This is a genomic window from Microseira wollei NIES-4236 (assembly GCF_020521235.1).
In the GTDB taxonomy this organism is placed as follows: Bacteria; Cyanobacteriota; Cyanobacteriia; order Cyanobacteriales; family Aerosakkonemataceae; genus Microseira; species Microseira wollei.
In genome coordinates this window covers 1-22,549 of record NZ_BLAY01000170.1, presented here as the reverse complement: position 1 = coordinate 22,549, position 22,549 = coordinate 1, and the positions used below count along the sequence as shown (strand labels likewise).

Here is a 22,549-nt window from a genome sequence, read left to right as displayed (position 1 = left end):
GCCACCTAGATCTGGGATATTTTAACAACGTTAATTATGTTCCCTACAACCAACGATATTTTTGCTGTTGGGGCACGGCCACCTAGATCTGGGATATTTTAACAACGTTAATTATGTTCCCTACAACTACAATCTGAAATCTCAAATCTGCAATCTGAAATTTCCCTAATATATTTCTGATTCAATCTCGTTCAATGGGATAAAAATTTCTTGGAATAATAGGATGGGCTTTTGAGAAAAAATCAGCTTTCCTCGGTAGGTAACTTGATTAATTACCACTCCAACGGGACGCTTTACCATTCTGGCATTGCTCTCGTAGTAGGAGCGGTAAATTTGTTGAGCTGCTTGGAGTAAAGCGAGTTGTCTTAAGGAGGAGAACTCGCTGTTGTCTTCCCAATTTTCTGCGGATGTGTCTGAAGCTTGCACCACCTAAAAACCTCCGGGAGCGTGGGAGCTTCGTCTTTTTAGAGCGAACAGGAAACGCGACACGGGCAGTTTAAGAAGCCGTGCAGACATCTTAAAAAGCATACGAATAGCCATCCTTTTTGTGAATTGTTTTACAAAATCTGTGATGAATGTCACCTACTCTTCCTGATTTGGTGACAATATCAAAACTCCCTCTAGCACGACATAACACGCGACCAACATATAGACCTACTTTTTTCCCAGAAGTAACAACAGCCTTGGCAATATCGCCAGTCTTGAAACCAAAGTGGACTTGCTTACGTTCTCTATGCCGAATCGGGAAACCATATCTATCAGTGCCGCACATTTGACGAGTTCCCCAACCAGTGCATTTAATCCGCAGTGGTTGCTGTGTTAACAAATTCAACTTCTCAACTTCGCCAACACAAGCCGCATCAACCCAGTGATGCTTGGGTAAATCAAGTCTGATTCGGTTGTGTTTGGTTTGTCCGCCTGTTCCCGTTGTTGTGGGCAAGATATTTTTCAAGGTGTGAAATAATGCCCACCTAGTTGCATTGACTGCGGCTGCATCTTTCAAAGGTGTTTTGGCTTGACGTTTTATTTTCTCCAACCTAGACTCATCTTTTTTAAGGAACTCGTCTATAGACTTGGTTCCTTTCTTGGTGTTGCATCGGGAGCAAGACAAGGTTAGGTTGCTGATTCGATTGCTACCTCCCTTTGCTTTGGAATGAATATGTTCGATTTGGAGTGGGACACCTTCTTTGTCGCAGTAAGCACACTTGCGTCCCCATTTTTCAAGCAAGTATTCCCGCACTTCGTACCCAGCAAGTTCGCCTTGCTGATACTCAACACCATCAATCTCAGGGTTCTGCATTTTTTGGGTGTCAAACTTGACCAACTCCATAGCTATCTGAGTTATTGGCGCATATCGACAAAGCCGTTTTACCCAAGTCTCAACCGTCAGGACACGGTGCATCAATGATGGAGCTAACCATCCTTGGGGGCGTTTGCGATTAAGAAACCGAGACTTGCGATATCGAGTTTTGCGATTACGACGACTGCGACGTAGTGAGCGTCTTGACCCCAACGAATCCTTGATTTGCCAACCTCGATGTTCCAGTTGAGCAACCCAAATGACATTTTCTGCATCTAGAACCGCAATCCCAGTAAATTTAGAGCCGGGATCTAGCTTGATAGTGAGTGGTTTTGGTGCTGGATTTGGAACTGCGTGCTTAAGGATAATCGTGAACGGATACATACTAAACACGGCAGCTTTTTGCTTTGTCAATAATTCCCTTGCTCGTGCTGGAGGAATTGGATCGAGAGGTTGTTTATTTGTATCTAAAACAAATACGTAATTCATGCATTTCTGCATCCTTGTTACAGGTAATGTTTGCTAATGCCTCCGGCACGCTGCGCGAACGACATTGTTTAGGGTCGGTACTATCCAAACGATACTGGTTTAACCCTTAAGCCTGTTTAATCGTTCGGTTCTAGGGTTCAGGACTAGCAAGCATCCTGAAGTAGGTCTTCAACTCTTGCCCCAAACGGATAGTCTGGTCAGCTAGGGCTATAAGGCTTATGCCTGAAGCCCCGTGTCAAAAGACCGGGGTTGCTGACTGATTCATCCTTTGCTAGTTGAGCAATTCAAGAGCAGCTTTTAATCGCTGCTCTTCTAATTAATAACTCAGGATTGGGGATTTTCCAGCGCTTTGAGCAGAACATCTCCCATAGCGCGGCAACCTACTAAGGTCATCCCTTCGGACATGATATCGCCTGTGCGATAACCTTGGTCTAATACTTGCAGGACGGCGGTTTCAATTTTATCGGCGGCTTGGGGTTGATTTAAGCCGTAGCGCAGCATCATGGCGGCGCTGAGTACTTGGGCGATGGGGTTGGCTTTATCTTGTCCTGCGATGTCTGGGGCGGAACCGTGGACGGGTTCATAAACGCCGGGGCCGGAACTGCCTAGACTAGCTGAGGGTAACATGCCGATGCTGCCGGTGAGCATGGCGGCGGCGTCGGAGAGAATGTCGCCGAACAGGTTCCCAGTGACGATGGTGTCAAATTGTTTGGGCCAGCGTAGCAGTTGCATGGCGCAGTTGTCTACGTACATGTGGGATAGGGTGACGTTGGGGTATTCGCTGGCGAGTTGGGTGATGCGCGCGCGCCACAATTGCGACACTTCCAGCACGTTGGATTTATCCACCGAACATAGCTGACCTTTGCGCTTCTGCGCGGTTTCAAACGCTACCCTGCCAATGCGATCGATTTCCGATTCGGTGTACGCCATTGTATTGACGCCCCGCTTTTCCCCAGTTTCGGTAGCAAATATTCCCTTGGGTTGTCCGAAATAAATCCCACCCGTGAGTTCTCGCACCACCATAATATCGACGCCTTCGACCACTTCCCGTTTTAACGTGGAGGCGTTGATTAATTGGGGTAATATTTTAGCGGGTCGCAGGTTGGCAAACAGTCCCAATCCCGCCCGCAGTCCCAACAATCCTCGTTCCGGGCGTTGATTAGAGGGTAAAGTATCCCACTTATAACCGCCGATCGCTGCTAGCAATACCGCATCGCTGTTGCGGCAGATTGCTAGAGTTTCATCGGGGAGGGGGTTGCCCGTTTTATCGATAGCTGCGCCGCCGATGGGGGCTTCCTGAAATTCAAAGTTTAAATTGAGTTGCTGACCGACCGCTTTTAACACGTCTACCGCGACGGTGATAATTTCCGGGCCAATGCCATCGCCAGGTAAAAGGGTAATGCGGTATTGCTGCTGTTGCATTGATGAAAAACTGCCTCCGAGACATGCACCCCCGAACCAGAAAGCGCCATTATGCGTGAGAGCGATATGCCTCCCTTCCGCTGGCGCGAACGCGGGGTGGAATATTTCATTTTCTCACATCGCACCCTGGTTGATTCCATTGCTGGAAACCACTTGTGGTTGAGCCGCATCAACGGCGGGTAGGGACAAGGCAGCAATCAGTTTGATCGCCTTGCTCACAGTTTTTCCGATGCCGTGTCCCTACAATGTTGTATATTTTCAGCCGCATCAACGGGGGTAGGGACAAGGCAGCAATCAGTTTTATCCCATTGCTGAAAGTTTTTCCGATGCCGTGTCCCTACAATGTTGTATATTTTCAGCCGCATCAACGGGGGTAGGGACAAGGCAGCAATCAGTTTTATCGCATTGCTCACATTTTTTCCCCTGCCGTGTCCCTACAATGTTGTATTGCACCCAATTCAAAACCGCTTTCAATCCGGGGGGTGGGGACAGGGCAGCAATAAGTTTTATCGCATTGCTCAAAGTTTTTCCCCTGCCCTGTCCCTACGAAGACAGAACATAATATTATCTCACGAGTTGCAATCGAGTCTAACAATTTCCTTAAGACCCAACACCCACAAGTCTCTGTTGTTAGAAAATCTAGATCCGTCCTCTAGATCGCACTCCTAGGACATCAAAATGAACAGCAACGCACTGCCTCCAAAACAGGGACTCTACGATCCACAGTTTGAACGCGACGCCTGCGGTGTCGGGTTCATCGTCCACATGAAGGGAAACAAGTCGCACGCGATCGTCGAGCAGGCGCTGACAATCCTGCTCAACCTCGACCACCGGGGTGCTTGCGGTTGCGAACCGAACACCGGAGACGGAGCTGGCATTTTAATGCAAGTGCCGCACAAGTTTTTGCAGAAGGTGGCGGCGGCGGAAAATATGACGCTACCAGAAGCGGGTCAGTATGGCGTTGGGATGATTTATTGTTCGCCAGATCCCGCCATCCGCGAGCAAAGTCGGCAGATTTTTGCCCAAATTGTCGCGGAGGAAGGTCAGCAAGTAATCGGTTGGCGCGACGTGCCGACGGATAATTCTTCATTAGGCGACACGGCAAAATCCAGCGAACCATTTATGGAGCAGGTGTTTATCCAGCGCTCCCCAGATCTGGTTGACGACATGGCTTTTGAGCGGAAACTCTACGTCATCCGCAAACGCTCTCATAACGCCATCCGCACGTCAGGAGCAGATCCCTATTGGTATCCAGCTAGCATCTCGTGCCGCACGATTGTATATAAAGGTATGCTGATGCCGGTGCAGGTGGGGCAATATTATCCCGACTTGCAAGATCCGGATCTGGAGAGCGCTCTGGCGCTGGTACACTCCCGCTTTAGTACGAATACCTTCCCCAGTTGGGAACGCTCTCACCCCTATCGCTACATCGCCCACAACGGCGAAATCAATACCCTTCGCGGTAATATCAACTGGATGCACGCCAGACAGTCGCTGTTTGAGTCGGAGTTATTCGGCGACGATATTAAGAAAATTAAGCCGGTAATTAATATAGATGGCAGCGACTCGCTAATCTTTGATAATGCCCTAGAACTGCTGGTATTGGCGGGGCGGAGTCTTCCCCATGCAGTAATGATGATGATTCCCGAACCGTGGACGGGACACGAGTCGATGAGCGATGAGAAAAAGGCTTTCTATAAATACCACTCGTGTTTGATGGAACCCTGGGATGGCCCCGCTTCGATCGCTTTCACCGACGGTACGATGATGGGTGCGGTTCTCGATCGCAATGGTTTGCGTCCTTCTCGCTACTACGTCACTAAAGATGACTTGGTAATTATGGCATCGGAAGCGGGCGTCCTGCCGATCGAACCAGAGCGCGTTGCCTTTAAAGGTCGTCTGCAACCGGGGCGCATGTTCCTGGTAAATATGGAAGAAGGCCGCATCGTTGCCGATGAGGAAATTAAGAATAAAATAGCCACCGAACATCCCTATCGCGACTGGATCGACCAACATATGGTCGAGTTGGCGAAACTCAAAGATGCAACCGAATTGCCAGTATCAGAGCCAAAATCTTTACTGCAACGCCAAATGGCATTTGGTTATACGTTTGAAGAGTTGCGGATGTTGCTGACGCCGATGGCGCGGGATGGGGTTGAAGCTGTCGGTGCGATGGGGACAGATACGCCGCTGGCTGTGCTTTCTGACCGTCCGAAATTGCTTTACGATTACTTTAAGCAACTATTCGCCCAAGTTACGAACCCGCCGATCGATTCGATTCGCGAAGAAATTATTACCTCGGCAGAAACGACTATCGGTGCTGAGCGAAACTTGCTCAAACCTGAGCCGCAAAGTTGTCATTTAATTGAGCTAAAAACGCCGATTTTAAGCAATGAAGAATTGGCGAAGTTGAAACATATTTCTGAGGGCGATTTCAAATCGATTACCCTGCCGATTTTGTTTGACCCCAAAAAAGGGGTGGAAGGTTTGGCAGGGGCGATGGAAGAGATTTGCGCCCAGGCAGATAGCGCGATCGCATCGGGCACCAACTTGATTATTTTGAGCGATCGCCACATCTCCCCCACCCAAGCTCCCATCCCCGCTTTGCTCGCCGTCTCCGGACTCCATCACCACCTGATCCGCAACGGTACGCGCACCCGCGTCGGACTCGTCCTCGAATCCGGCGAACCCCGCGAAGTCCATCATTACGCCACCCTGATCGGTTACGGTTGCGGCGCGATCAATCCCTATCTCGCCTTCGAGACGATCGACGCGATGATTCAACAGGGAACGTTGGTAAATATCGATACCTATAAAGCCTGCAAGAATTACGTAAAAGCAGTAACCAAAGGCGTGGTAAAAGTGGCGTCAAAAATCGGCATCTCAACGCTGCAAAGCTATCGCGGCGCGCAGATTTTCGAGGCACTGGGACTGAACAAATCAGTCATCGATCAATATTTTACCTGGACGGCATCGCGGATCGAAGGGGTGGGATTGGAAGCGATCGCCACCGAAGCGATTCTGCGCCACAGTCACGCCTTCCCCGACCGAGAAGTCAACGGTCATACCCTCGATGTCGGCGGGGAATACCAGTGGCGCAAAGAAGGCGAAGCGCATTTGTTTAGTCCCCAAACCATCCACACACTGCAAAAAGCCGTGCGCGAAGGCAGTTACGAAACTTACAAGCAATACGCCGCCCTCGTAAACGAGCAGAATCAGCGGTTCTACACCCTGCGCGGGTTGTTGAAATTCCAGCAACGGGAACCCGTACCCATCGAGGAAGTTGAGCCGGTAGAAGCGATTGTGAAGCGCTTTAAGACCGGGGCGATGAGTTATGGGTCGATTTCTAAAGAAGCGCATGAGGCATTGGCGATCGCGATGAACCGCATCGGTGGCAAATCGAACACCGGGGAAGGCGGCGAAGACCCCGAACGCTACACCTGGACAAACGAGATGGGCGACTCGAAGAACAGCGCGATCAAACAAGTTGCCTCCGGACGTTTCGGCGTTACCAGCTTGTATCTCTCCCAGGCGCGGGAACTGCAAATCAAGATGGCGCAAGGTGCAAAACCGGGTGAAGGCGGACAGTTGCCAGGTAAAAAAGTATACCCTTGGATTGCCAAAGTCCGTCACTCGACTCCGGGGGTAGGTTTAATTTCGCCACCGCCGCACCACGACATTTACTCGATTGAAGATTTGGCAGAGTTAATCCACGACTTGAAGAATGCGAATCGCAACGCGCGGGTTAGCGTTAAGTTGGTGTCTGAAGTCGGCGTGGGGACGATCGCGGCGGGAGTTGCGAAGGCACATGCCGATGTAGTCTTAATTTCAGGCTACGACGGGGGTACGGGTGCTTCTCCCCAAACTTCAATTAAACACGCGGGATTGCCTTGGGAATTGGGACTTGCCGAGACGCATCAGACATTGGTACTGAATAACCTTCGCAGTCGCATCGCCGTGGAAACAGACGGACAGATGAAGACAGGACGCGATGTCGTGATTGCCGCCTTGCTGGGTGCAGAAGAATTCGGCTTTGCCACCGCACCATTAGTTACCCTGGGTTGCATTATGATGCGCGTCTGTCACCTCAACACCTGTCCTGCTGGCGTGGCGACGCAAGATCCATACCTCCGCAAAAACTTTACCGGAGATCCGGCGCACACCGTCAACTTCATGCGATTCATCGCCAGTGAAGTTCGCGAAATCATGGCGCAACTCGGTTTCCGCAGCATCAACGAAATGGTCGGACGCACCGATGTTCTGGAAGCGAAACAAGCGGTAGAACATTGGAAGGCAAAGGGAATCGATTTATCGAAGATTCTGTATCAACCCGAAGTCGATGCCAGTGTCGGACGTTACTGTCAAATTCCGCAAGACCACGGTTTAGACAAATCCCTAGATATCACCACTTTGCTGGATTTGTGCAAACCGGCGATTGAAAACGGCGAAAAAATCAGCGCCACCTTGCCGATTAAAAATACCAATCGCGTCGTCGGGACAATTTTGGGCAACGAAATCACCAAACGCCACTGGCAAGGCTTACCCGAAGATACCGTACACCTGCACTTCCAAGGCAGTGCCGGACAGAGTTTTGGTGCCTTCGTACCCAAAGGCGTCACCCTCGAACTCGAAGGCGACGCCAACGACTATCTAGGTAAAGGGTTAAGCGGCGGCAAGATTATCGTCTATCCGCCTGCGGGTTCGACCTTTGTGCCAGAAGAAAACATCATCATCGGTAACGTTGCCTTCTACGGCGCCACGAGTGGCGAGGCGTATATCAACGGTGTAGCCGGAGAACGCTTCTGCGTCCGCAACTCCGGCGTCAATACCGTTATCGAAGGCGTCGGCGACCACGGCTGCGAATACATGACCGGCGGGAAGGTAGTTGTGTTGGGTGCAACCGGACGCAACTTTGCAGCCGGGATGAGTGGCGGTGTCGCTTATATTCTGGATGAAGCAGGCGACTTCGCGACGCGGTGCAACACCTCAATGGCAGATATCGAAACCCTCGACGAGGAAGATATCGATACCGTGCGCGAGATGATTCAAAAGCACGCAGATTATACCAAGAGCCAGAAAGCAGCTAAAGTTCTGGCGAATTGGGCAGATATGGTGCCGAAATTCGTCAAAGTGATGCCTCGCGATTACAAGCGCGTGTTGGAGTGCTTGAAGAAAGCATTGGCATCCGGTTTGAGTGGCGATGATGCACTTGCTGCGGCATTTGAAGAAAATGCTCGCGACGTGGCGCGGATTGGTGGAAGTTAGTTTCTAGTATGGGTGCGTTTGGGTTAATGCCTAACGCACCCTACAAAATTACTCCTGAGAAGTCCAAAAAAAGCTGTTTGGGGTAAATTACACCAAGAGGGTACAATATATTATTCGTTAGCATCGCTTGTGCAAGAAGTGCGATAGTTTTTTACCCAATTCCCCCTTGTCTCTTTTGTTCGATTGTTTACGATATCAAAACAAGGGGACATGATATCGCTGTGATTTGCGAGGCAAACTTGACTATAATAGTCAGGCTAGGCTAAAATTGGAAATTTATGCCTTGGTTGGGTAAATGGAGTGGTTTAACAGAAAAAGGAGCTTTATGGAGCGTTTTTCAAGGGAACGCTCGCTCAGTTCTTTTAGACTTGCCAAGTAATCATTTTAATTGTGTGATCACATCCCCTCCATACTACTGGCTACGTGATTATGGGGTTGAGGAACAAATAGGACAAGAGACAACTGTTGAAGGCTATGTCAATGCAATCTCATCCGTAATGGATGAAGTAAAGCGGGTACTGAAGGACGATGGTGTTCTCTTCCTGAACTTAGGTGATACCTACTATTCAGGCAAAGGAGAATCTCAAGGAAAGGATCGAAAGAGTAGTAAACGTCGATTTGGTTTAAGAGCAGTTGATAAAAGCGGTGGTTTAGGAATTGGGCTGCGACCTAAAACAATTATTGGGGTTCCTTGGCGGGTCGCTATTGAAATGACAACACGAGGTTGGGTTCTACGCAGTCCCATTATTTGGCACCGAGAACATTGTCTGCCCGAATCTGTTAAAGATAGACCTCGACGCAGTTATGAATACGTCTTCATGTTTGCTAAAAACAGGCGTTATTATTTCAATCGGTCAATTCTTGAAAAGGAAGAAGTAGAAGATATGTGGACAATTGCTGCACGTCCTAAACCAACTAATGGCATCGACACTGCGCCATTCCCTGATGAGTTGGTTCAAAGATGTCTGGATATAGGATGTCCAATAGATGGAATTGTTTTAGATCCATTTGCTGGAGGTGGAACCACCCTTAGAGTTGCTCTGCAATCAGGAAGATCTGCTACTGGAATAGACTTGAACCCTGAGTTTTGTGGTTACATGGTTAATATCTTACGTGGTCTCTGAGGGCTTTATGTTTCTCAAAATAGAGCAAATTAGAGAATCTCTTGAGCCTCTCAAGTCTCTTCATCCATTTTATGGGATCACATTTCTGGTGTGTAAAAAATCCCATTTACCAGTTGGCAATACAACTCAATTTCCAATTAATGCGAGAGAGACGGAGTTTCTTGATGAGTACTTTAAACCGGAACCAAGTTCTAAATACTATTATCAGGTCTTCAAAACGTCTAATCCGAGCAAGCGTTGGCTCTCCCCGAAGTATGCTAGCTCAGGATCTCAGAGTACAAGAACGAGAGGCGATTTAGCTAATGCGTTTATTCATCCTAAAAACACTGACATCTGGGGATGGCAATCGAATTATGTTGATGTACTTCGCTCTCATTTAACTCGAACAAGAGAGAGTTTGATTCCAACTTTCCATGTAGCAGTATGGTTGTATAAGGATAAAAATTGGTCTCCAGATGCAACTGCTAGAGATATAGTTACCACTTTTTTTGATGATTTTTTTATTACAGAGCATGAGAAAGAGTCACTTTTTGATTCTTTCATACCTGAAGAGAATGCAGTAGATAAGCTGTTTCAAGATGAAAAAATATCTTCAAGAGATTTACAGGCGATCATCGGTAAACCCCCTGACTCTACTCCAGAAGAAGGTGGAACGCTACGCCTCTTAGAAATTCAGGGGGTAGGGCCAGCCAAAAAATTGGTTTTTCATCCTGGTGAAAGGCTTACCTTAATCACTGGAGATAACGGACTAGGAAAAACTTTTTTGCTTGATTGTGCTTGGTGGGCTTTAACTGGAAAATGGGCGGGGTTGCAGGCATATCCTATGTCAAGCTCTAGAAAAAACGAACCCGTTATAGCATTTCAAATTTCAGGAGATTCTGAGTCTGAAAGTATAAGGGTATCTTACGATTGGCAAACTCAAAGCTGGAAACCGCCTAAGAAGCGACCTACTATTCCTGGTTTGTTAGTATATGCAAAGGTGGATGGATCTTTCGCAGTTTGGGATCCCGCTAAAGAATATCTAGCAATTCAAGAACTTGGAGAAAGTGATTCTACTCCAAGTCCATTTGTCTTTACAAGAGATGAGGTTTGGGATGGACGTGACATTGAAATTGCAGGTCGAAAAACTACTTTCATAAATGGATTACTCCAAGATTGGATTCAATGGCAGAGCCGACCAGAGAGTTCTCCCTTTGGTACACTTGAGAAAGTGCTAGAACGATTGTCTCCACCCTCACAAAGCGATCTGGGAATTTTAAGACCAGGAGAACCTGTCAGAATTCCATACGATGTCAGATCTATGCCAACTATCGAGCATTCTTATGGGAGGATTCCAATAGTTTATACTTCCGCAGGTGTTCGTCGTATTATTACACTGGCCTACCTAATTGTCTGGGCATGGGAAGAACATAAAATTCAATCCCAGCTAATTCGCAAAAAGCCTCAAAAAAGGATGGTAATTTTAATTGATGAATTGGAAGCTCACCTTCATCCACAATGGCAGAGATCGATCTTATCTGCCTTATTGGATATTAGGGAAGATTTAGCAACTAATTTACAGGTACAACTTATGGTTGCTACCCACTCTCCTATGATTATGGCATCTGTTGAATCTAGATTCAATGAGAAATTAGATAAGTTATTCCGTCTAGATCTTATTCCAACGAGTGATTTACTTACCAACGAAGTAGAGTTGATTCAATTACCCTTCATCCGTCAAGGGCGGATTGATGCTTGGCTTACATCAGATGTTTTTGGTTTAAGCCAACCTCGTTCTATTGAAGGAGAAAAAGCTATCCAGGCAGCAAAAGCCTTACAAGAACAAGATAATCCCAGTTCAGAGGATGTACAGAAAGTGTCAGAGGAACTAAGAAGATCCCTAGCTGAGGATGACGAGTTCTGGTCTCGGTGGCTATTCTTTGCAAGGAAGCATGGAGTATCTTTGTGATTCCTATTCAACAACAACCTGAACCAACAGACTTTGAGAGTAAAGTCAGATCAAAAGGGTTAACCTTCCTGAAAAAAGCTCCCCGTCCCCAAACATGGGATAATCGTGAATATTGGAGAGAATCCCTGAAAGATCTCTATAATGCTTATCACAAAACCTGTGCTTACTCTGCTCAATGGATTCCTTGGATTGAGGGAAGCCCTACGGTAGATCACTTTATACCCAAATCTGTAAAACCGGAATTGGCTTATGAATGGACTAACTTTCGCCTATCTTGTCTAAAGATGAACTCTAGAAAGCGAGATTTTCAAGATGTTTTAGATCCATTTAAAATACAAACTGGATGGTTTATATTAGATTTCCCTTCTTTGCTTATTAAAGCAAATCCAGAGTTAGAAGAATCAATTAAATCTAAAGTTAAAAGTACTATTAAACGTCTAAAACTAAACGATGATGATGATTGCGTGAAGCATAGGCAAGATTGGCTGCTGCGCTACTGTGAGAAACAATTTCCATTTGAATTTCTGAAAGAAACAGCACCATTTATCGCTTATGAGCTAGAACGCCAAAATCTTGTTGACTCAATCGCATCTATCATGTCGGTAAGTTAAATGACCTTTTCTTGCAAGCCATCCTCAAAATAGAGTGGCTTTGTTCAAGAAACTGATGAAATGTTGGATAAATTGGGGAGTTCGCCATCTAAGGAAGAATATCTAGAAGCTACATATAGACTATTACTGCTGCAAAGGTTACGCAAGCAAATAGAGAAAGAGCAGTATAAATATTTTCAATGTTATTAGAAAGTGGAAAATCAGAGTAATGTGAATAAGGACTGTTTGGCAAATAGATACAGGTACGGATTTTCCCCGATTGATTACCTTAATTCCCGATTAACAAATTTGGCAGAGTATCGCTATGAATTACGAACTTTATTCAGATGTCATATTACTAGAAAATCTGCCTGAAGAAGGACTTTATGCCGGTGATGTTGGAACGGTTGTAGAACAACATAACGTCGAAGGACTAGAGACAGGTTATAGCGTTGAGTTCTTTGATATGTTGGGAAATACTGTAGCAGTTGTCACTTTGCCTGGAAGTTCTTTACGCGCACCTACGAAAGCAGATAGACCTTCAATAAGACTTGTTAGTAACGTCGCTGCGTAAAGGAAGGATAATGTTAGATATTACATTCTACTCCCAAGATAAAGAAGAAGCTGAAGTCATTGAGGTTTCAGATGATTTTTACCATTGGCTTGCTCGCTCGGATTTTTCTAGAATAGGCAAATCTGAAATAAAGCAGATGAAAGTCGATGGAGAACCTGTAGAAGTTGCTGTCATTCAACTTGAGGGAATGAATCGCCGGAAACTTAGCGATTTCTTTCGCGATGCCATTGTTCAAGAAACTGATGAAATGCTGGATAAATTGGGGAGTTCTCCATCTAAAGAAGAGTATCAAGAAGCTACCTATAGACTATTAATGCTGCAAAAGTTACGCAAGCAAATCGAGAACGAACAGTACAAATATTTTCAACGTTATTAGCAATTTGAGAAACTACATTCGGGCTGTATTAACTCACGCAGAATACGATGAAGAGAGGTGGAAAGAATAATGCAAAACCTTAATCTCGATCAAACAATTGCTGCTTGGTCATCCGTTGCTGAAACGGTTTTTGTCCCTCACACCGAAGAAGAATACGAGCGGTTAGTAAAACTACTAGATAGCCTGATCGATCAAGTGGGTGAGAATGAAAGCCATCCCCTTGCTTCGATGATGGACGTGATTGGTGTCTTAATCGAAAACTATGAAGCCGAACATATTCCTGAGTTAGAAGAGGTTGGGTGACCCACTATCCCACCAATCCCGAAACCCTCGAACTGCTGCGCGACAGAGGCGCGAACGAACCCGACGAGCAATTGCGAGACTGGGCACAGGAACAATTAAAAATACAAAATGTAAAATTAAGCATAGAGCAGGAGCATTCAATAGATACACTTAATCAAGCTTAGAGCAATGGAGCAACAAATGGAAATTCAAGAACTAAAAGCACTGATCAAAGAAAGTATGCGGGAAGTTTTGCGGGAGGAGCGATTGATACTCTGCAAAATCCTGATGCCCTATGTTGATGATGCCGAACAAGCAGAACTTGAAGCCGAGTTTGGTTCACCTACTGATTACTCCGAAGACGAAACCGTTGATATGACTGCGTGGGTGAAACATGGCAATCAAGTTTCGTAAACCAGCAATCAAATTCATTGAGAAGGCCGATCCTGACACACTTAGTTGAGTTCAAGAAAAACTGAATCAATTGCTAATCTCTATTGAAGAACAAAGCATCATTCCGTTTACAGAACTTGATATTAAACAGATGAAAGGAGAATGGGAAGGTTTCTACAGACTCCGAGTTGGTAAAATTCGGATGATTTTCACGGTAGATACAGCCTCTGGTGATATTGAAGTATATGCCATTGGGAGTAGAGGTGATATCTACAAAAATGCCTGATCTCCTTCGTCCGTCACTATCCGCGATCGCGCTACTCGATACTGGACACTGGCTCATGTTCGATGCACCTGAAGCGTTTGCTAGGGCGCTCGATACCTGTCTAACAGTCTGACCCTCCCAACACTGTTTTCCCATGAATGCGCCACACTTGGGGGCGGGTTTAGAGAAATTGAAAGTTGTTCTTCGACGTGGTTGGTAAAACCCGCCCCAACATGTTTGATCTGTAGCACGCATCAAGGGAAATTGGTATAACTTGTCTAGTATTGGTTCCCACGCCTCAATCTTTTGGCGATCGCCTTTATCCCAATTGGGAACTGTCTGCTGATTCCTCAGCATCTGGATTAGGAGAAACAATCAAAATCCTACGCCCAATCCGATCCACTAACTCACTTTTAGACGCCAACCCCAACTCTTGCACGATCTCTTCGAGTCCCCGCGCACCCTTTGGCGTCACTGTCAGATTCAGACTTTTCTTTAATTCATCATGGTAGACGGGTTCGCCCCGCATTCGTTTTTTACCCTTCGGCATATAAGCTTTTAGTTCCTACGCATATTCTATAAAAATATTAACAAACCTCGACCAATTAACCGCTCCCGATCAAGGGCGATCAGTTCTCTGAGAGCTTTGCTAAATTTTCTTTGTCCTCATTAGTTAAATCAGAATCGCTCATTGAGACTATCCCTCTAGCTGCCTGCTCTAGAAACTCAGAACGGGAAAGCTGCAAAGCCTTTGCTCGAGCATCTATTTTTTGAGCTGCTGTAGGCGTCAGCATGATAGAGAATCGCTCCTTAGCTTCTCCCCAAGCCATCCTGTCTGCTTGATTTTGCTTTTTCTGCCCACGCTTACTCATTCCCTCGACCTTATCTATGCATAGCTTCAAGTCTTCTTTTATTTTATGACTTGTAAAGACACTTGATCTGCTCAGATAACCCTATGCATACATAAGGTATGCAGCTCAAACAAAAGAGCCGTGCGTCCTTGGCTACCAACCCGATCCGCGCGGCTCTAGCTCCAATTAATCATGGAGATTCTTCCATCATGCCAAAAAATAGACCGACGAGTTATCTGGAGGGCTATCAGCAAGCCTTAGAGGATTTTGCGATCGCCCAATTACTCACGCAACTGCAAAACTACTCCGACGCCGACTTCGATGCGGCGCAGATGAATCTAACCCAAACGGAACTGGAAAGCTTAGCCGCCATCAGTATCCGAGATTTAACGGCTAACCTGGATGGTAAAGCGATATGCCGACCGCACGCACTCGCGTTCGCAGGCTACCTAAACGCCATCCGTCACAGTAGCACCGACATCTCCCCCAACTTATTTCACCCAGCCTGCCGAAAACTATCGGTTGCATTACCAGAAGCATTCCCTTTTGTCAATCCTCCGCGCTTGCTGTACGGCGACAAACTGCGCTGGATTCCCGACGGCGACAAGACAGACTGGGGGATTGCCATCGGCAGATTCTACAGCTTTGCTCCCCATCTGTGCAACTGGACTTGGTGCTACCTGATCTGGCTGGATTGTCTTTCTCCCAGTTACGCAAAGACAGTCGCCGATACTGCTTGGGAAGATGACCTCGAACGGATGGAGGAAGCAGCATGACTCCCCTTCCTCTCACAGCGCGACAGCAAACATTAATCGACCTCTACGGGTATTGCTCTTTAGGAATGACCCCGCAGCAGTTTTATGCAAAATGGCAGGTGACTCACGAGGAGATGGCTTTCATTTGCTCTCGTTCGACATCTACAGTTCGACGGTGGTTTAAACGGGGTAGAAACTATCGCCGTCCCAAGTCAACAGATCTGCGCCATCTCGCGTTAATGGACTTTCTGCTGGAACATTACCAGGAGATTCCTCCCGAACTGTTGAACTTGCTTTGTCGGTGCGATCGCCAAGCCTTGCAATCTAAAACTGACTCAATGTCAAAAGCAGATTGATATTTTCTGGCCAGCCATCCTCAAAGTAGGGTGGCTTTATTAGCAAGTGTAACATCCGATGTTAATTCCAAATGCAGAAATTGCCGTCGTTGATATTCGGAAACTGCGCGACTACTGTCTTAATCCAGAACATGATGAGGGAAAACACAAAGCTCGGATCTTTTTATCGATACTAGGTATGACTGCTGAGAATGCTGAGGAGTTACGCCAAATCCTTCTCGAAGTCGTCAGAACCCATGAGGATCAATTGGGGCGAAGAGATGAATTTGGACAACGTTACATCTTAGATTTCACCCTAGAATGGCAAGATAGAAGGGCAACGATTCGGAGTGGCTGGATTATTGAACATGACTCTAATATGCCAAAATTAACAACTTGCTATCCTTTGTAGGAACTGGAGGCGATAAGAGATGACGACAAATACAATTAAGTTGCTTGACGTGGTGGCTTTAACCGTTAACCTTCCGGAATACAATCTGTGGCGGGGTCAAGTGGGTACGGTGGTTGAGGTATTGGCTGGTGGTGCTGCATTTGAGGTGGAATTTAGCGATCGCAACGGACGCACTTATGAATCAATTGGTTTGCGTCCCAATCAGATTATGGTGTTGCACTTTGAGCCAGTGCCTCCTGATTCAACACCTGAAATGGTGACGGCATAAGTAGTATAAAACCTGCTATCGATTCACGACCAACCATGAACTACGAACGTTACTCAGATGTTATCTTACTAAACGACCTTTCTGAAGAAGGACTTTATGCCGGTGATGTTGGAACGGTTGTAGAACAACATAATGTTGAAGGACTAGAAACGGGTTATAGCGTTGAGTTCTTTGATATGTTGGGAAACACTGTAGCAGTTGTCACGTTGCCTGCAAGTTCTCTACGCGCACCGACGAAGGCAGATAGACCTTCAGTCAGACTTGTTAGTAATGTTGCTGCGTGAGGAGTAATGTTAAATATTACCCTTGTAAGAACTGGAGGCGATCGCAAAGGATGCAAAGCGCAAAAGCGCTGCTGGCGCTCAAACCAACCTACACATTAATTAACGCTTGTTGCTAGTTATCTTTTTAGGGCCCAAGACAGGCTAATGGCTAATAGCTAATGGCTGGTAGAACCGAAAAATATTCCCATCAGCAATTAGCAAGCTTGCGATTAGCAATTTACCAACCCACGAGAGTTATAACTAGCAACTTGAGTTAATTATTAAAATTTATCGCTCTCAGTACGGAAGAGCCTCAATTTCTGACCAGATATTGTTATAAATATCTCAACAGGCTCTGCATATCTGCCATGATGACCAATCAAACCATCTGGTCTTTGACTGCTAACGCCGTTTACGAGACGTTAGGCACTTCTGCCCAAGGATTATCCGACCAAGAAGCTGCCTTGAGACTCGAACGTTACGGCCCTAACGAACTGCCAGAACCCGCCCACCGTCCCCTGTGGCTCCGCTTCACCGATCAGTTGACTCACTTCATGGCATTGCTGCTGTGGGCGGCTGGGATTCTGGCATTCATTTCCCGGACGCCTGAGTTGGGCTGGGCGATTTGGGCAGTAATCTGGATTAATGCCATCTTCAGCTTTTCCCAGGAATTTCGGGCAGAACGGGCACTGGCGGCGCTGAAAAATGTCTTGCCTGCCCAAGTCAAAGTTTATCGAGATGGTCAGCTCAAACTGATTCCAGCACGGGAACTGGTACGGGGAGATGTGTTGCAGTTGGAAGAGGGCGATCGAATTTCTGCCGATGCCCGTCTGGTTGCTGCTGAGAGTTTTTACGTGGATGTTTCTGTATTGACAGGGGAATCCCTTCCCGTGGCGCGTCAGGCAGAACCCGCTCAGCTTAGACAAGCTGTGCCCGTGCGGGGCGGGAAGCCCTTGCTTCATCCTGGTGAAACCCCACTCCAAGAACAAGTAAAGCCTGCTGAGATTCGGAACCTAGTGCTTGCCGGTTCTACAGTTTCCTCCGGACGCGGGATAGCGGTGGTCTATGCTACCGGCGCACAGACTGAGTTCGGGCATGTGGCGCATCTGACCACAACGGTGAAGCGGGAACCCAGTACGCTGGAAATCCAGGTAACCCGCATTGTGCGGATTATCACTGCGATTGCTCTGAGTATGGGCACCATTATCTTCCTGCTTACTTCCTTTCTAGTCGGCATGGAGGTGAAAGAAAGCTTTATCTTTGCCATCGGCATTATCGTCGCGCTGGTACCGGAAGGACTGTTGCCCACCGTTACCCTGTCCTTAGCAATGGGAGTCCAACGCATGGCAAGGCGGAATGCCCTGGTGCGTCGTCTTTCTGCCGTGGAAACCTTGAGCGCTACTACAGTCATCTGCACCGATAAAACTGGCACGCTGACCAAAAATGAGATGACGGTGCGATCGCTGTGGATTCCGAATGAGAGAGCAGATACCCAGAATTCAGAACTCGCAACTCAAAACTCTCCCACACCCTACATCGAAGTTAGCGGCGCTGGTTATGATCCCACGACGGGAAACATCTCAATTCCCCCTGAAATAGCCGCCCCTTGGCAAGTCCATCTGCTGCTAGCAGGAGCCGCCCTTTGTTCTAATGCCCGCCTGATTCACCTGACGGGACCGGGGCGCTGGCAGGAAATTGGCGACCCCACGGAAGCGGCGCTGCTGGTTGCTGCGATCAAAGCAGGATTGAAGTTAGAACAATTGCAGCAGCAATGCCCTCGACTGCGGGAAGTGCCATTTGATTCCCGGCGGCGGATGATGACCGTGGTGTTGGATTGGCAGCAGTCTGAGCTGTGGGCGAATGAGTTGCCCTATCTCGGCTTTACCAAAGGAGCGCCCCTGGAAGTACTCCGCTGCTGTCACTTTATCCTGCGGTCTGGACAGGTACGGGAACTGACAGAGGCTGACCGGACTGAGGTTGCTGCCGCCAATGATGACCTAGCCCAGCAGGGATTTCGGGTTTTGGGGGTTGCCGTGCGCCAGGGCGGACAAGAACTGCTGGAACAAGTACCTCAAACTCTGGAGCAAAATCTTACCTTCGTGGGATTGACAGCGATGTTCGATCCGCCCCGCCCGGAAGTGCCGGAAGCGATCGCCCGCTGCCATCAAGCCGGAATTGGCGTCACAATGGTCACGGGCGACTATGGATTGACAGCAGAAGCGATCGCCCATCGCATCGGTTTGGTTAGCGATCGCGTTCGAGTAGTTACAGGCGATGGATTGGGACATCTTTCCGACGCCCAGCTGCGCCAAATTTTGAAATACCGTTCTGGACTGGTATTTGCCCGCATGGCACCCGAACAAAAGCTACGGTTGGTGCAAGCTTATAAAGATCTTGGTCATGTGGTTGCAGTCACAGGCGATGGGGTGAATGATGCCCCAGCGTTGCGAGCTGCCAATATCGGCATCGCGATGGGCATGAGCGGCACCGATGTAGCGCGGGAAGCCGCCGATATTGTCCTGACCGATGACAACTTCGCGACAATTGTCAGTGCAGTGGAGGAAGGGCGCACCGTCTATCAAAACATTCGCAAATTCATGACCTACATCCTGGCTTCCAACGTGGCGGAACTCGTCCCGTTTCTGGCAATGGTAGCGTTGAAGATTCCTCCTGCCCTAGTAATCATGCAGATTCTAGCAGTGGATTTGGGCACCGATATGATTCCGGCTCTGGCACTGGGAACGGAGCGTGCGGAAAGAGGCATCATGCAACAACCTCCCCGCGCCAAATCCAAGCCTCTTCTAGATCGCGCTCTCCTGCTGCGTGCCTACTGCTTTTTAGGAGCGATTGAGGCGGCGTTAGGGATGGCAGGATTTTTCATCGTTTGGTGGAGTTACGGTTATGGACTACCGCAACTTCAAGCTGTGACTCCTGCGATTCTTGCCCGTACTGCCGATGCCACAATCGTTGCCATCTACGCTCAAGCCACGACCATGACTCTAGCAGCCATTGTCGCCTGTCAGGATGGCAATGTTTTTGCTTGCCGTTCGGAATGGACTTCTGTTTTCAAACTGGGTTGGTTCAGCAACCGTCTGATCTGGTTGGGGATTGCCACTGAGTGGGCGTTGATCTTGTCGCTGATCTACTTTTCCCCTCTACAAAAAATCTTTGCCACCGCACCTTTAGCTGGCTGGCAATGGTTAATGCTACTGCTTTTTCCTCCATTCCTGTTGGGTGCAGAGGAATTACGCAAGCGCGTCGTAGAGAGGAAGTGGCGGCAGATAGCCAGCAGCCATCGGCGATGAATGCTCGACTCGATTTTTTATCCAGGACTTACGCAAAAAAACTAAGGTGATACGAGAAACCGGGTTTTTGGCTCCCCGTGCGTAAGTCCTGTTATAGAAACTCGGTTTCTTTGCGTAAGTCCTGAGTGTTTCAGAGTGCGTTACTAATTGTTATGCCTATGCAAAGCAGTATGACATTTAGCAGCATTGTTGCATTATTCAGTGCGATGGTTGTTCTGGCTTCTATTCCCAGCGTCAGCGTATTGGCTGTTTCTACAAGAGCAGCTACATTTGGATTTATTCATGGTGTTTTCACAACCATAGGCATAGTGCTTGGCGACATCATTTTCATCATCATAGCCATTTGGGGTTTGTCGTTTCTTGCTGAAACGATGGGAAGCCTATTTTTCCTGATAAAATACCTTGCTGGCGCTTATCTTATATTTTTGGAAATAGGGCTATGCAGGTCAAAATCGAAGAATGCGGAGACAAAGGAGGTTATGGAATCCTCTTTGCTGTCCAGTTTTTTGACTGGACTGTTTATTACATTGGGCGAGCAAAAAGCCACTCTATTTTATCTTGGTTTTTTTCCAGCTTTTCTTGATATTTCTAAAATATCTTATTTTGACACTATCATCATTATTATAGCGATTGCTATAGTGACCGTAGGCGGTGTAAAACTTGGTTATGCATTCATGGCAGATAGAGCTAGATCGCTTATTAGTTCCAAAATAGGAAAAGGAATAAATATTGCTGCTGGCTGTGTAACGATTGCTGTTGGAGTGTTTTTAATAACAAAAGCTTGAGCGTAGTAGATATTTAATATTTATCGGTTTGGTCAGAATTACATCTATATTTACGTCGCTGGGGAAAAGTTTGTATAATTGTAGAGTAAGCTGCTTTCTTGGCTCGCTTTGCTCTCAATTAAGTTCAGGAGCGGAGAAATCTTGAATTTTCTGAGCGATCGCAACAATCACCCCTCGAATAAAACCAACTCTAAAAAACCTGAAAGCCCTTGGATAGAGGGCGTTAAAACAATTGCTCTAAGTATTGTCTTCGCCCTCGGAACTCGCGCTTATATTGCAGAAGCGCGCTTGATATATCCTACTGGAGCGATGGAACCAACTTTGGAGATTAACGAGCGCGTAATTATAGAGAAAGTCAGCTATCGATTTGACCAACCAAAACGAGGTGACATCGTAGTATTTGCTCCCCCCCCAAGTTCTGGAGGAACGGAACTTTCGCGATGATTTGATTAAACGTGTAATAGGTTTACCTGGAGACTTTGTTGAAGTCAAAGACGGTAAGGTGTTCGTAAATGGAAAAGTCTTGCCCGAAAATTACACCAAGGAAGCTGCAAAATACGAATTGAATTTTGTCAAGGTGCCTCAAGATCGCTATTTAGTTTTGGGTGACAATCGCAATAACAGTTCCGATAGCCACGTCTGGGGGTTTGTGCCACGGGAAAAAATCATCGGTCGTGCGGTTGTTCGTTATTGGCCTCCAAATCGCGCAGGCAGAATTGAACCCTTGCCATCTTATCGGCAAAAATAAAGCTTGTCTGTTGGAGTTCATATGGTTAAATTTAAGTTGATTTTTCTCAAAGTTCTGTTAGCGCTCTGCATCTTGCTTATCGGATGTGTAGCTGATTCTCAGCAAGCATTCTCGAAGCAAGTGCCTTCAGCACTGGTGACTGCGGTCAAATCCAAGCAAGAATTAGCGAGAGCCATTCTGTGAGAAACTGGAATTGCCAAGAAGTACGATCTGTACCTTGGTAACAGTCTTGACCTAGCAGTGTCCCCAGAAACAGCGAAAAACGCTAAATTCATGGCATGGATGCAGGCACTTTTGGAGCAACAAGCTGGATGGAAATACGTTGAATCCAAATATGTTGCCCAACTGGAAGCAAATTTTTCAGAGACAGAACTAAGAGAATTATTAAATTTAGCCAAGCAGCCATCCATGAAAAAGTTGCTACAGTTTGAAATTGAAGCCTATCTTAATACGGTTGGAGAAAGGCGTGAATTACTCTTCAAAGTATGGGATGACTACAACAGTGGTGTGTTCAATCCACCACCAGAGGTACTGCGTTAATTTAAACCTGTAGCAAGCCTTTAGGATGAAAGTGGTTCTCATTAAGTTTACTGGTGGGATATCCCCCTAAATCCCCCTCCCGGGGGACTTTGAGCGGCAAAATAAATCCGGTTTCTGTCTTTTTCCTGATTTGTTTACTGGTGGGATATCCCCCTAAATCCCCCTCCCGGGGGACTTTGAGCGGCAAAATAAATCCGGTTTCTGTCTTTTTCCTGATTTGTTTACTGGTGGGATATCCCCCTAAATCCCCCTCCCGGGG

At 47.1% G+C, this 22,549-nt stretch carries 26 protein-coding genes and 1 pseudogene; 20 read left to right on the top strand and 7 right to left on the bottom strand.

Features of this window, described 5'->3' with window-relative positions; all coding sequences use genetic code 11:
* Positions 1-165: 165 nt before the first annotated feature.
* The 4 genes from MiSe_RS37990 to MiSe_RS37975 form a co-directional block, all read right to left on the bottom strand.
* Complete coding sequence (locus tag MiSe_RS37990) at positions 166-429, bottom strand: hypothetical protein (RefSeq protein WP_226590372.1); 264 nt, start codon at positions 427-429, stop codon at positions 166-168.
* 88 nt (positions 430-517) lie between these two features.
* Complete coding sequence (iscB, locus tag MiSe_RS37985) at positions 518-1,789, bottom strand: RNA-guided endonuclease IscB (protein ID WP_226590369.1); 1,272 nt, start codon at positions 1,787-1,789, stop codon at positions 518-520.
* 324 nt (positions 1,790-2,113) lie between these two features.
* Positions 2,114-3,211 (bottom strand): 3-isopropylmalate dehydrogenase, encoded by a 1,098-nt coding sequence (leuB, locus tag MiSe_RS37980; protein WP_226590367.1) that lies wholly within the window; start codon positions 3,209-3,211, stop codon positions 2,114-2,116.
* Positions 3,212-3,426: 215 nt separating this feature from the next.
* Positions 3,427-3,624, bottom strand: coding sequence for a hypothetical protein (locus MiSe_RS37975; protein WP_226590364.1), 198 nt, complete (start codon positions 3,622-3,624; stop codon positions 3,427-3,429).
* Between the two features lie 265 nt (positions 3,625-3,889).
* Here MiSe_RS37975 and gltB point away from each other — a divergent pair, with 265 nt between their 5' ends.
* From gltB to MiSe_RS37925, 10 genes are all read left to right on the top strand, one after another.
* On the top strand, positions 3,890-8,476 hold the full coding sequence (gene gltB, locus MiSe_RS37970; RefSeq protein ID WP_226590361.1) for a glutamate synthase large subunit: 4,587 nt from the start codon (positions 3,890-3,892) through the stop codon (positions 8,474-8,476).
* A gap of 278 nt (positions 8,477-8,754) precedes the next feature.
* Complete coding sequence (locus MiSe_RS37965) at positions 8,755-9,600, top strand: DNA-methyltransferase (protein WP_226590359.1); 846 nt, start codon at positions 8,755-8,757, stop codon at positions 9,598-9,600.
* 7 nt (positions 9,601-9,607) lie between these two features.
* Entirely contained in the window at positions 9,608-11,548 is a 1,941-nt protein-coding gene (locus tag MiSe_RS37960) for an AAA family ATPase (RefSeq protein ID WP_226590356.1), read from the top strand.
* Complete coding sequence (locus tag MiSe_RS37955) at positions 11,545-12,159, top strand: HNH endonuclease family protein (protein WP_226590353.1); 615 nt, start codon at positions 11,545-11,547, stop codon at positions 12,157-12,159. The genes MiSe_RS37960 and MiSe_RS37955 overlap by 4 nt, the downstream gene beginning before the upstream one ends.
* Positions 12,160-12,463: 304 nt before the next feature.
* On the top strand, positions 12,464-12,712 hold the full coding sequence (locus tag MiSe_RS37950) for a DUF4926 domain-containing protein (protein WP_226590351.1): 249 nt from the start codon (positions 12,464-12,466) through the stop codon (positions 12,710-12,712).
* A gap of 10 nt (positions 12,713-12,722) precedes the next feature.
* Entirely contained in the window at positions 12,723-13,088 is a 366-nt protein-coding gene (locus MiSe_RS37945; protein ID WP_226590349.1) for a hypothetical protein, read from the top strand.
* Between the two features lie 69 nt (positions 13,089-13,157).
* Positions 13,158-13,391 carry a hypothetical protein gene (locus MiSe_RS37940; protein ID WP_226590346.1) on the top strand — a complete coding sequence of 78 codons (234 nt, stop codon included), beginning with the start codon at positions 13,158-13,160 and terminating at the stop codon, positions 13,389-13,391.
* Positions 13,388-13,555, top strand: a complete 168-nt coding sequence (locus MiSe_RS37935; RefSeq protein WP_226590345.1) for a hypothetical protein — start codon at positions 13,388-13,390, stop codon at positions 13,553-13,555. Before MiSe_RS37940 ends, MiSe_RS37935 begins: the two co-directional genes overlap by 4 nt.
* A gap of 16 nt (positions 13,556-13,571) precedes the next feature.
* Positions 13,572-13,784, top strand: coding sequence for a hypothetical protein (locus MiSe_RS37930; protein ID WP_444980609.1), 213 nt, complete (start codon positions 13,572-13,574; stop codon positions 13,782-13,784).
* A gap of 70 nt (positions 13,785-13,854) precedes the next feature.
* Positions 13,855-14,049 carry a type II toxin-antitoxin system RelE family toxin gene (locus MiSe_RS37925; protein ID WP_226590341.1) on the top strand — a complete coding sequence of 65 codons (195 nt, stop codon included), beginning with the start codon at positions 13,855-13,857 and terminating at the stop codon, positions 14,047-14,049.
* 298 nt (positions 14,050-14,347) lie between these two features.
* On the opposite strand, the gene MiSe_RS37920 is transcribed toward MiSe_RS37925, so the two are convergent.
* Complete coding sequence (locus MiSe_RS37920; protein ID WP_226590339.1) at positions 14,348-14,578, bottom strand: hypothetical protein; 231 nt, start codon at positions 14,576-14,578, stop codon at positions 14,348-14,350.
* A gap of 79 nt (positions 14,579-14,657) precedes the next feature.
* Positions 14,658-14,900 (bottom strand): ribbon-helix-helix protein, CopG family, encoded by a 243-nt coding sequence (locus tag MiSe_RS37915; protein ID WP_226590336.1) that lies wholly within the window; start codon positions 14,898-14,900, stop codon positions 14,658-14,660.
* Between the two features lie 188 nt (positions 14,901-15,088).
* Here MiSe_RS37915 and MiSe_RS37910 point away from each other — a divergent pair, with 188 nt between their 5' ends.
* From MiSe_RS37910 to MiSe_RS37865, 10 genes and pseudogenes are all read left to right on the top strand, one after another.
* Positions 15,089-15,655, top strand: a complete 567-nt coding sequence (locus MiSe_RS37910) for a hypothetical protein (protein ID WP_226590333.1) — start codon at positions 15,089-15,091, stop codon at positions 15,653-15,655.
* Positions 15,652-15,990, top strand: a complete 339-nt coding sequence (locus MiSe_RS37905) for a helix-turn-helix domain-containing protein (RefSeq protein WP_226590330.1) — start codon at positions 15,652-15,654, stop codon at positions 15,988-15,990. The genes MiSe_RS37910 and MiSe_RS37905 overlap by 4 nt, the downstream gene beginning before the upstream one ends.
* 58 nt (positions 15,991-16,048) lie before the next feature.
* Positions 16,049-16,381 carry a DUF6883 domain-containing protein gene (locus tag MiSe_RS37900; RefSeq protein WP_226590325.1) on the top strand — a complete coding sequence of 111 codons (333 nt, stop codon included), beginning with the start codon at positions 16,049-16,051 and terminating at the stop codon, positions 16,379-16,381.
* Positions 16,382-16,400: 19 nt separating this feature from the next.
* Positions 16,401-16,649: a DUF4926 domain-containing protein gene (locus MiSe_RS37895; RefSeq protein ID WP_226590323.1), complete on the top strand. Its 249-nt coding sequence runs from the start codon at positions 16,401-16,403 to the stop codon at positions 16,647-16,649.
* 35 nt (positions 16,650-16,684) lie between these two features.
* Positions 16,685-16,933, top strand: a complete 249-nt coding sequence (locus MiSe_RS37890) for a DUF4926 domain-containing protein (protein ID WP_226590320.1) — start codon at positions 16,685-16,687, stop codon at positions 16,931-16,933.
* A gap of 347 nt (positions 16,934-17,280) precedes the next feature.
* Positions 17,281-20,217, top strand: a complete 2,937-nt coding sequence (locus MiSe_RS37885) for a cation-translocating P-type ATPase (protein ID WP_226590316.1) — start codon at positions 17,281-17,283, stop codon at positions 20,215-20,217.
* 170 nt (positions 20,218-20,387) lie between these two features.
* The gene (locus MiSe_RS37880) at positions 20,388-21,002 is read left to right on the top strand and encodes a LysE family translocator (RefSeq protein WP_226590313.1); all 615 of its coding nucleotides are present in this window, start codon (positions 20,388-20,390) and stop codon (positions 21,000-21,002) included.
* Positions 21,003-21,152: 150 nt separating this feature from the next.
* Positions 21,153-21,750, top strand: a pseudogene (gene lepB / locus MiSe_RS54190) (signal peptidase I).
* Between the two features lie 21 nt (positions 21,751-21,771).
* Entirely contained in the window at positions 21,772-21,933 is a 162-nt protein-coding gene (locus tag MiSe_RS37870) for a hypothetical protein (RefSeq protein WP_226590310.1), read from the top strand.
* 57 nt (positions 21,934-21,990) lie between these two features.
* A complete protein-coding gene (locus tag MiSe_RS37865; protein WP_226590307.1) occupies positions 21,991-22,290 on the top strand; it encodes a hypothetical protein in 300 nt (99 codons plus the stop codon).
* Position 22,291: 1 nt separating this feature from the next.
* Here the strand turns inward: MiSe_RS37865 and MiSe_RS37860 are convergent.
* Positions 22,292-22,549: hypothetical protein (locus MiSe_RS37860; protein WP_226590304.1), on the bottom strand; the 258-nt coding region annotated here is incomplete at its 5' end.

Excerpts from the sequence above, each read along its gene's own strand:
- gltB (WP_226590361.1), top strand. The coding sequence starts at position 3,890 with ATGAACAGCAACGCACTGCCTCCAAAACAGGGACTCTACGATCCACAG.
- MiSe_RS37950 (WP_226590351.1), top strand. The coding sequence starts at position 12,464 with ATGAATTACGAACTTTATTCAGATGTCATATTACTAGAAAATCTGCCT.
- iscB (WP_226590369.1), bottom strand. The coding sequence starts at position 1,789 with ATGAATTACGTATTTGTTTTAGATACAAATAAACAACCTCTCGATCCA.
- MiSe_RS37880 (WP_226590313.1), top strand. The coding sequence starts at position 20,388 with ATGACATTTAGCAGCATTGTTGCATTATTCAGTGCGATGGTTGTTCTG.
- MiSe_RS37960 (WP_226590356.1), top strand. The coding sequence starts at position 9,608 with ATGTTTCTCAAAATAGAGCAAATTAGAGAATCTCTTGAGCCTCTCAAG.
- MiSe_RS37870 (WP_226590310.1), top strand. The coding sequence starts at position 21,772 with ATGGTTAAATTTAAGTTGATTTTTCTCAAAGTTCTGTTAGCGCTCTGC.
- MiSe_RS37940 (WP_226590346.1), top strand. The coding sequence starts at position 13,158 with ATGCAAAACCTTAATCTCGATCAAACAATTGCTGCTTGGTCATCCGTT.
- MiSe_RS37930 (WP_444980609.1), top strand. The coding sequence starts at position 13,572 with ATGGAAATTCAAGAACTAAAAGCACTGATCAAAGAAAGTATGCGGGAA.
- leuB (WP_226590367.1), bottom strand. The coding sequence starts at position 3,211 with ATGCAACAGCAGCAATACCGCATTACCCTTTTACCTGGCGATGGCATT.
- MiSe_RS37920 (WP_226590339.1), bottom strand. The coding sequence starts at position 14,578 with ATGCCGAAGGGTAAAAAACGAATGCGGGGCGAACCCGTCTACCATGAT.
- MiSe_RS37915 (WP_226590336.1), bottom strand. The coding sequence starts at position 14,900 with ATGAGTAAGCGTGGGCAGAAAAAGCAAAATCAAGCAGACAGGATGGCT.
- MiSe_RS37890 (WP_226590320.1), top strand. The coding sequence starts at position 16,685 with ATGAACTACGAACGTTACTCAGATGTTATCTTACTAAACGACCTTTCT.
- MiSe_RS37905 (WP_226590330.1), top strand. The coding sequence starts at position 15,652 with ATGACTCCCCTTCCTCTCACAGCGCGACAGCAAACATTAATCGACCTC.
- MiSe_RS37965 (WP_226590359.1), top strand. The coding sequence starts at position 8,755 with ATGCCTTGGTTGGGTAAATGGAGTGGTTTAACAGAAAAAGGAGCTTTA.
- MiSe_RS37895 (WP_226590323.1), top strand. The coding sequence starts at position 16,401 with ATGACGACAAATACAATTAAGTTGCTTGACGTGGTGGCTTTAACCGTT.
- MiSe_RS37945 (WP_226590349.1), top strand. The coding sequence starts at position 12,723 with ATGTTAGATATTACATTCTACTCCCAAGATAAAGAAGAAGCTGAAGTC.
- MiSe_RS37900 (WP_226590325.1), top strand. The coding sequence starts at position 16,049 with ATGTTAATTCCAAATGCAGAAATTGCCGTCGTTGATATTCGGAAACTG.
- MiSe_RS37885 (WP_226590316.1), top strand. The coding sequence starts at position 17,281 with ATGATGACCAATCAAACCATCTGGTCTTTGACTGCTAACGCCGTTTAC.
- MiSe_RS37910 (WP_226590333.1), top strand. The coding sequence starts at position 15,089 with ATGCCAAAAAATAGACCGACGAGTTATCTGGAGGGCTATCAGCAAGCC.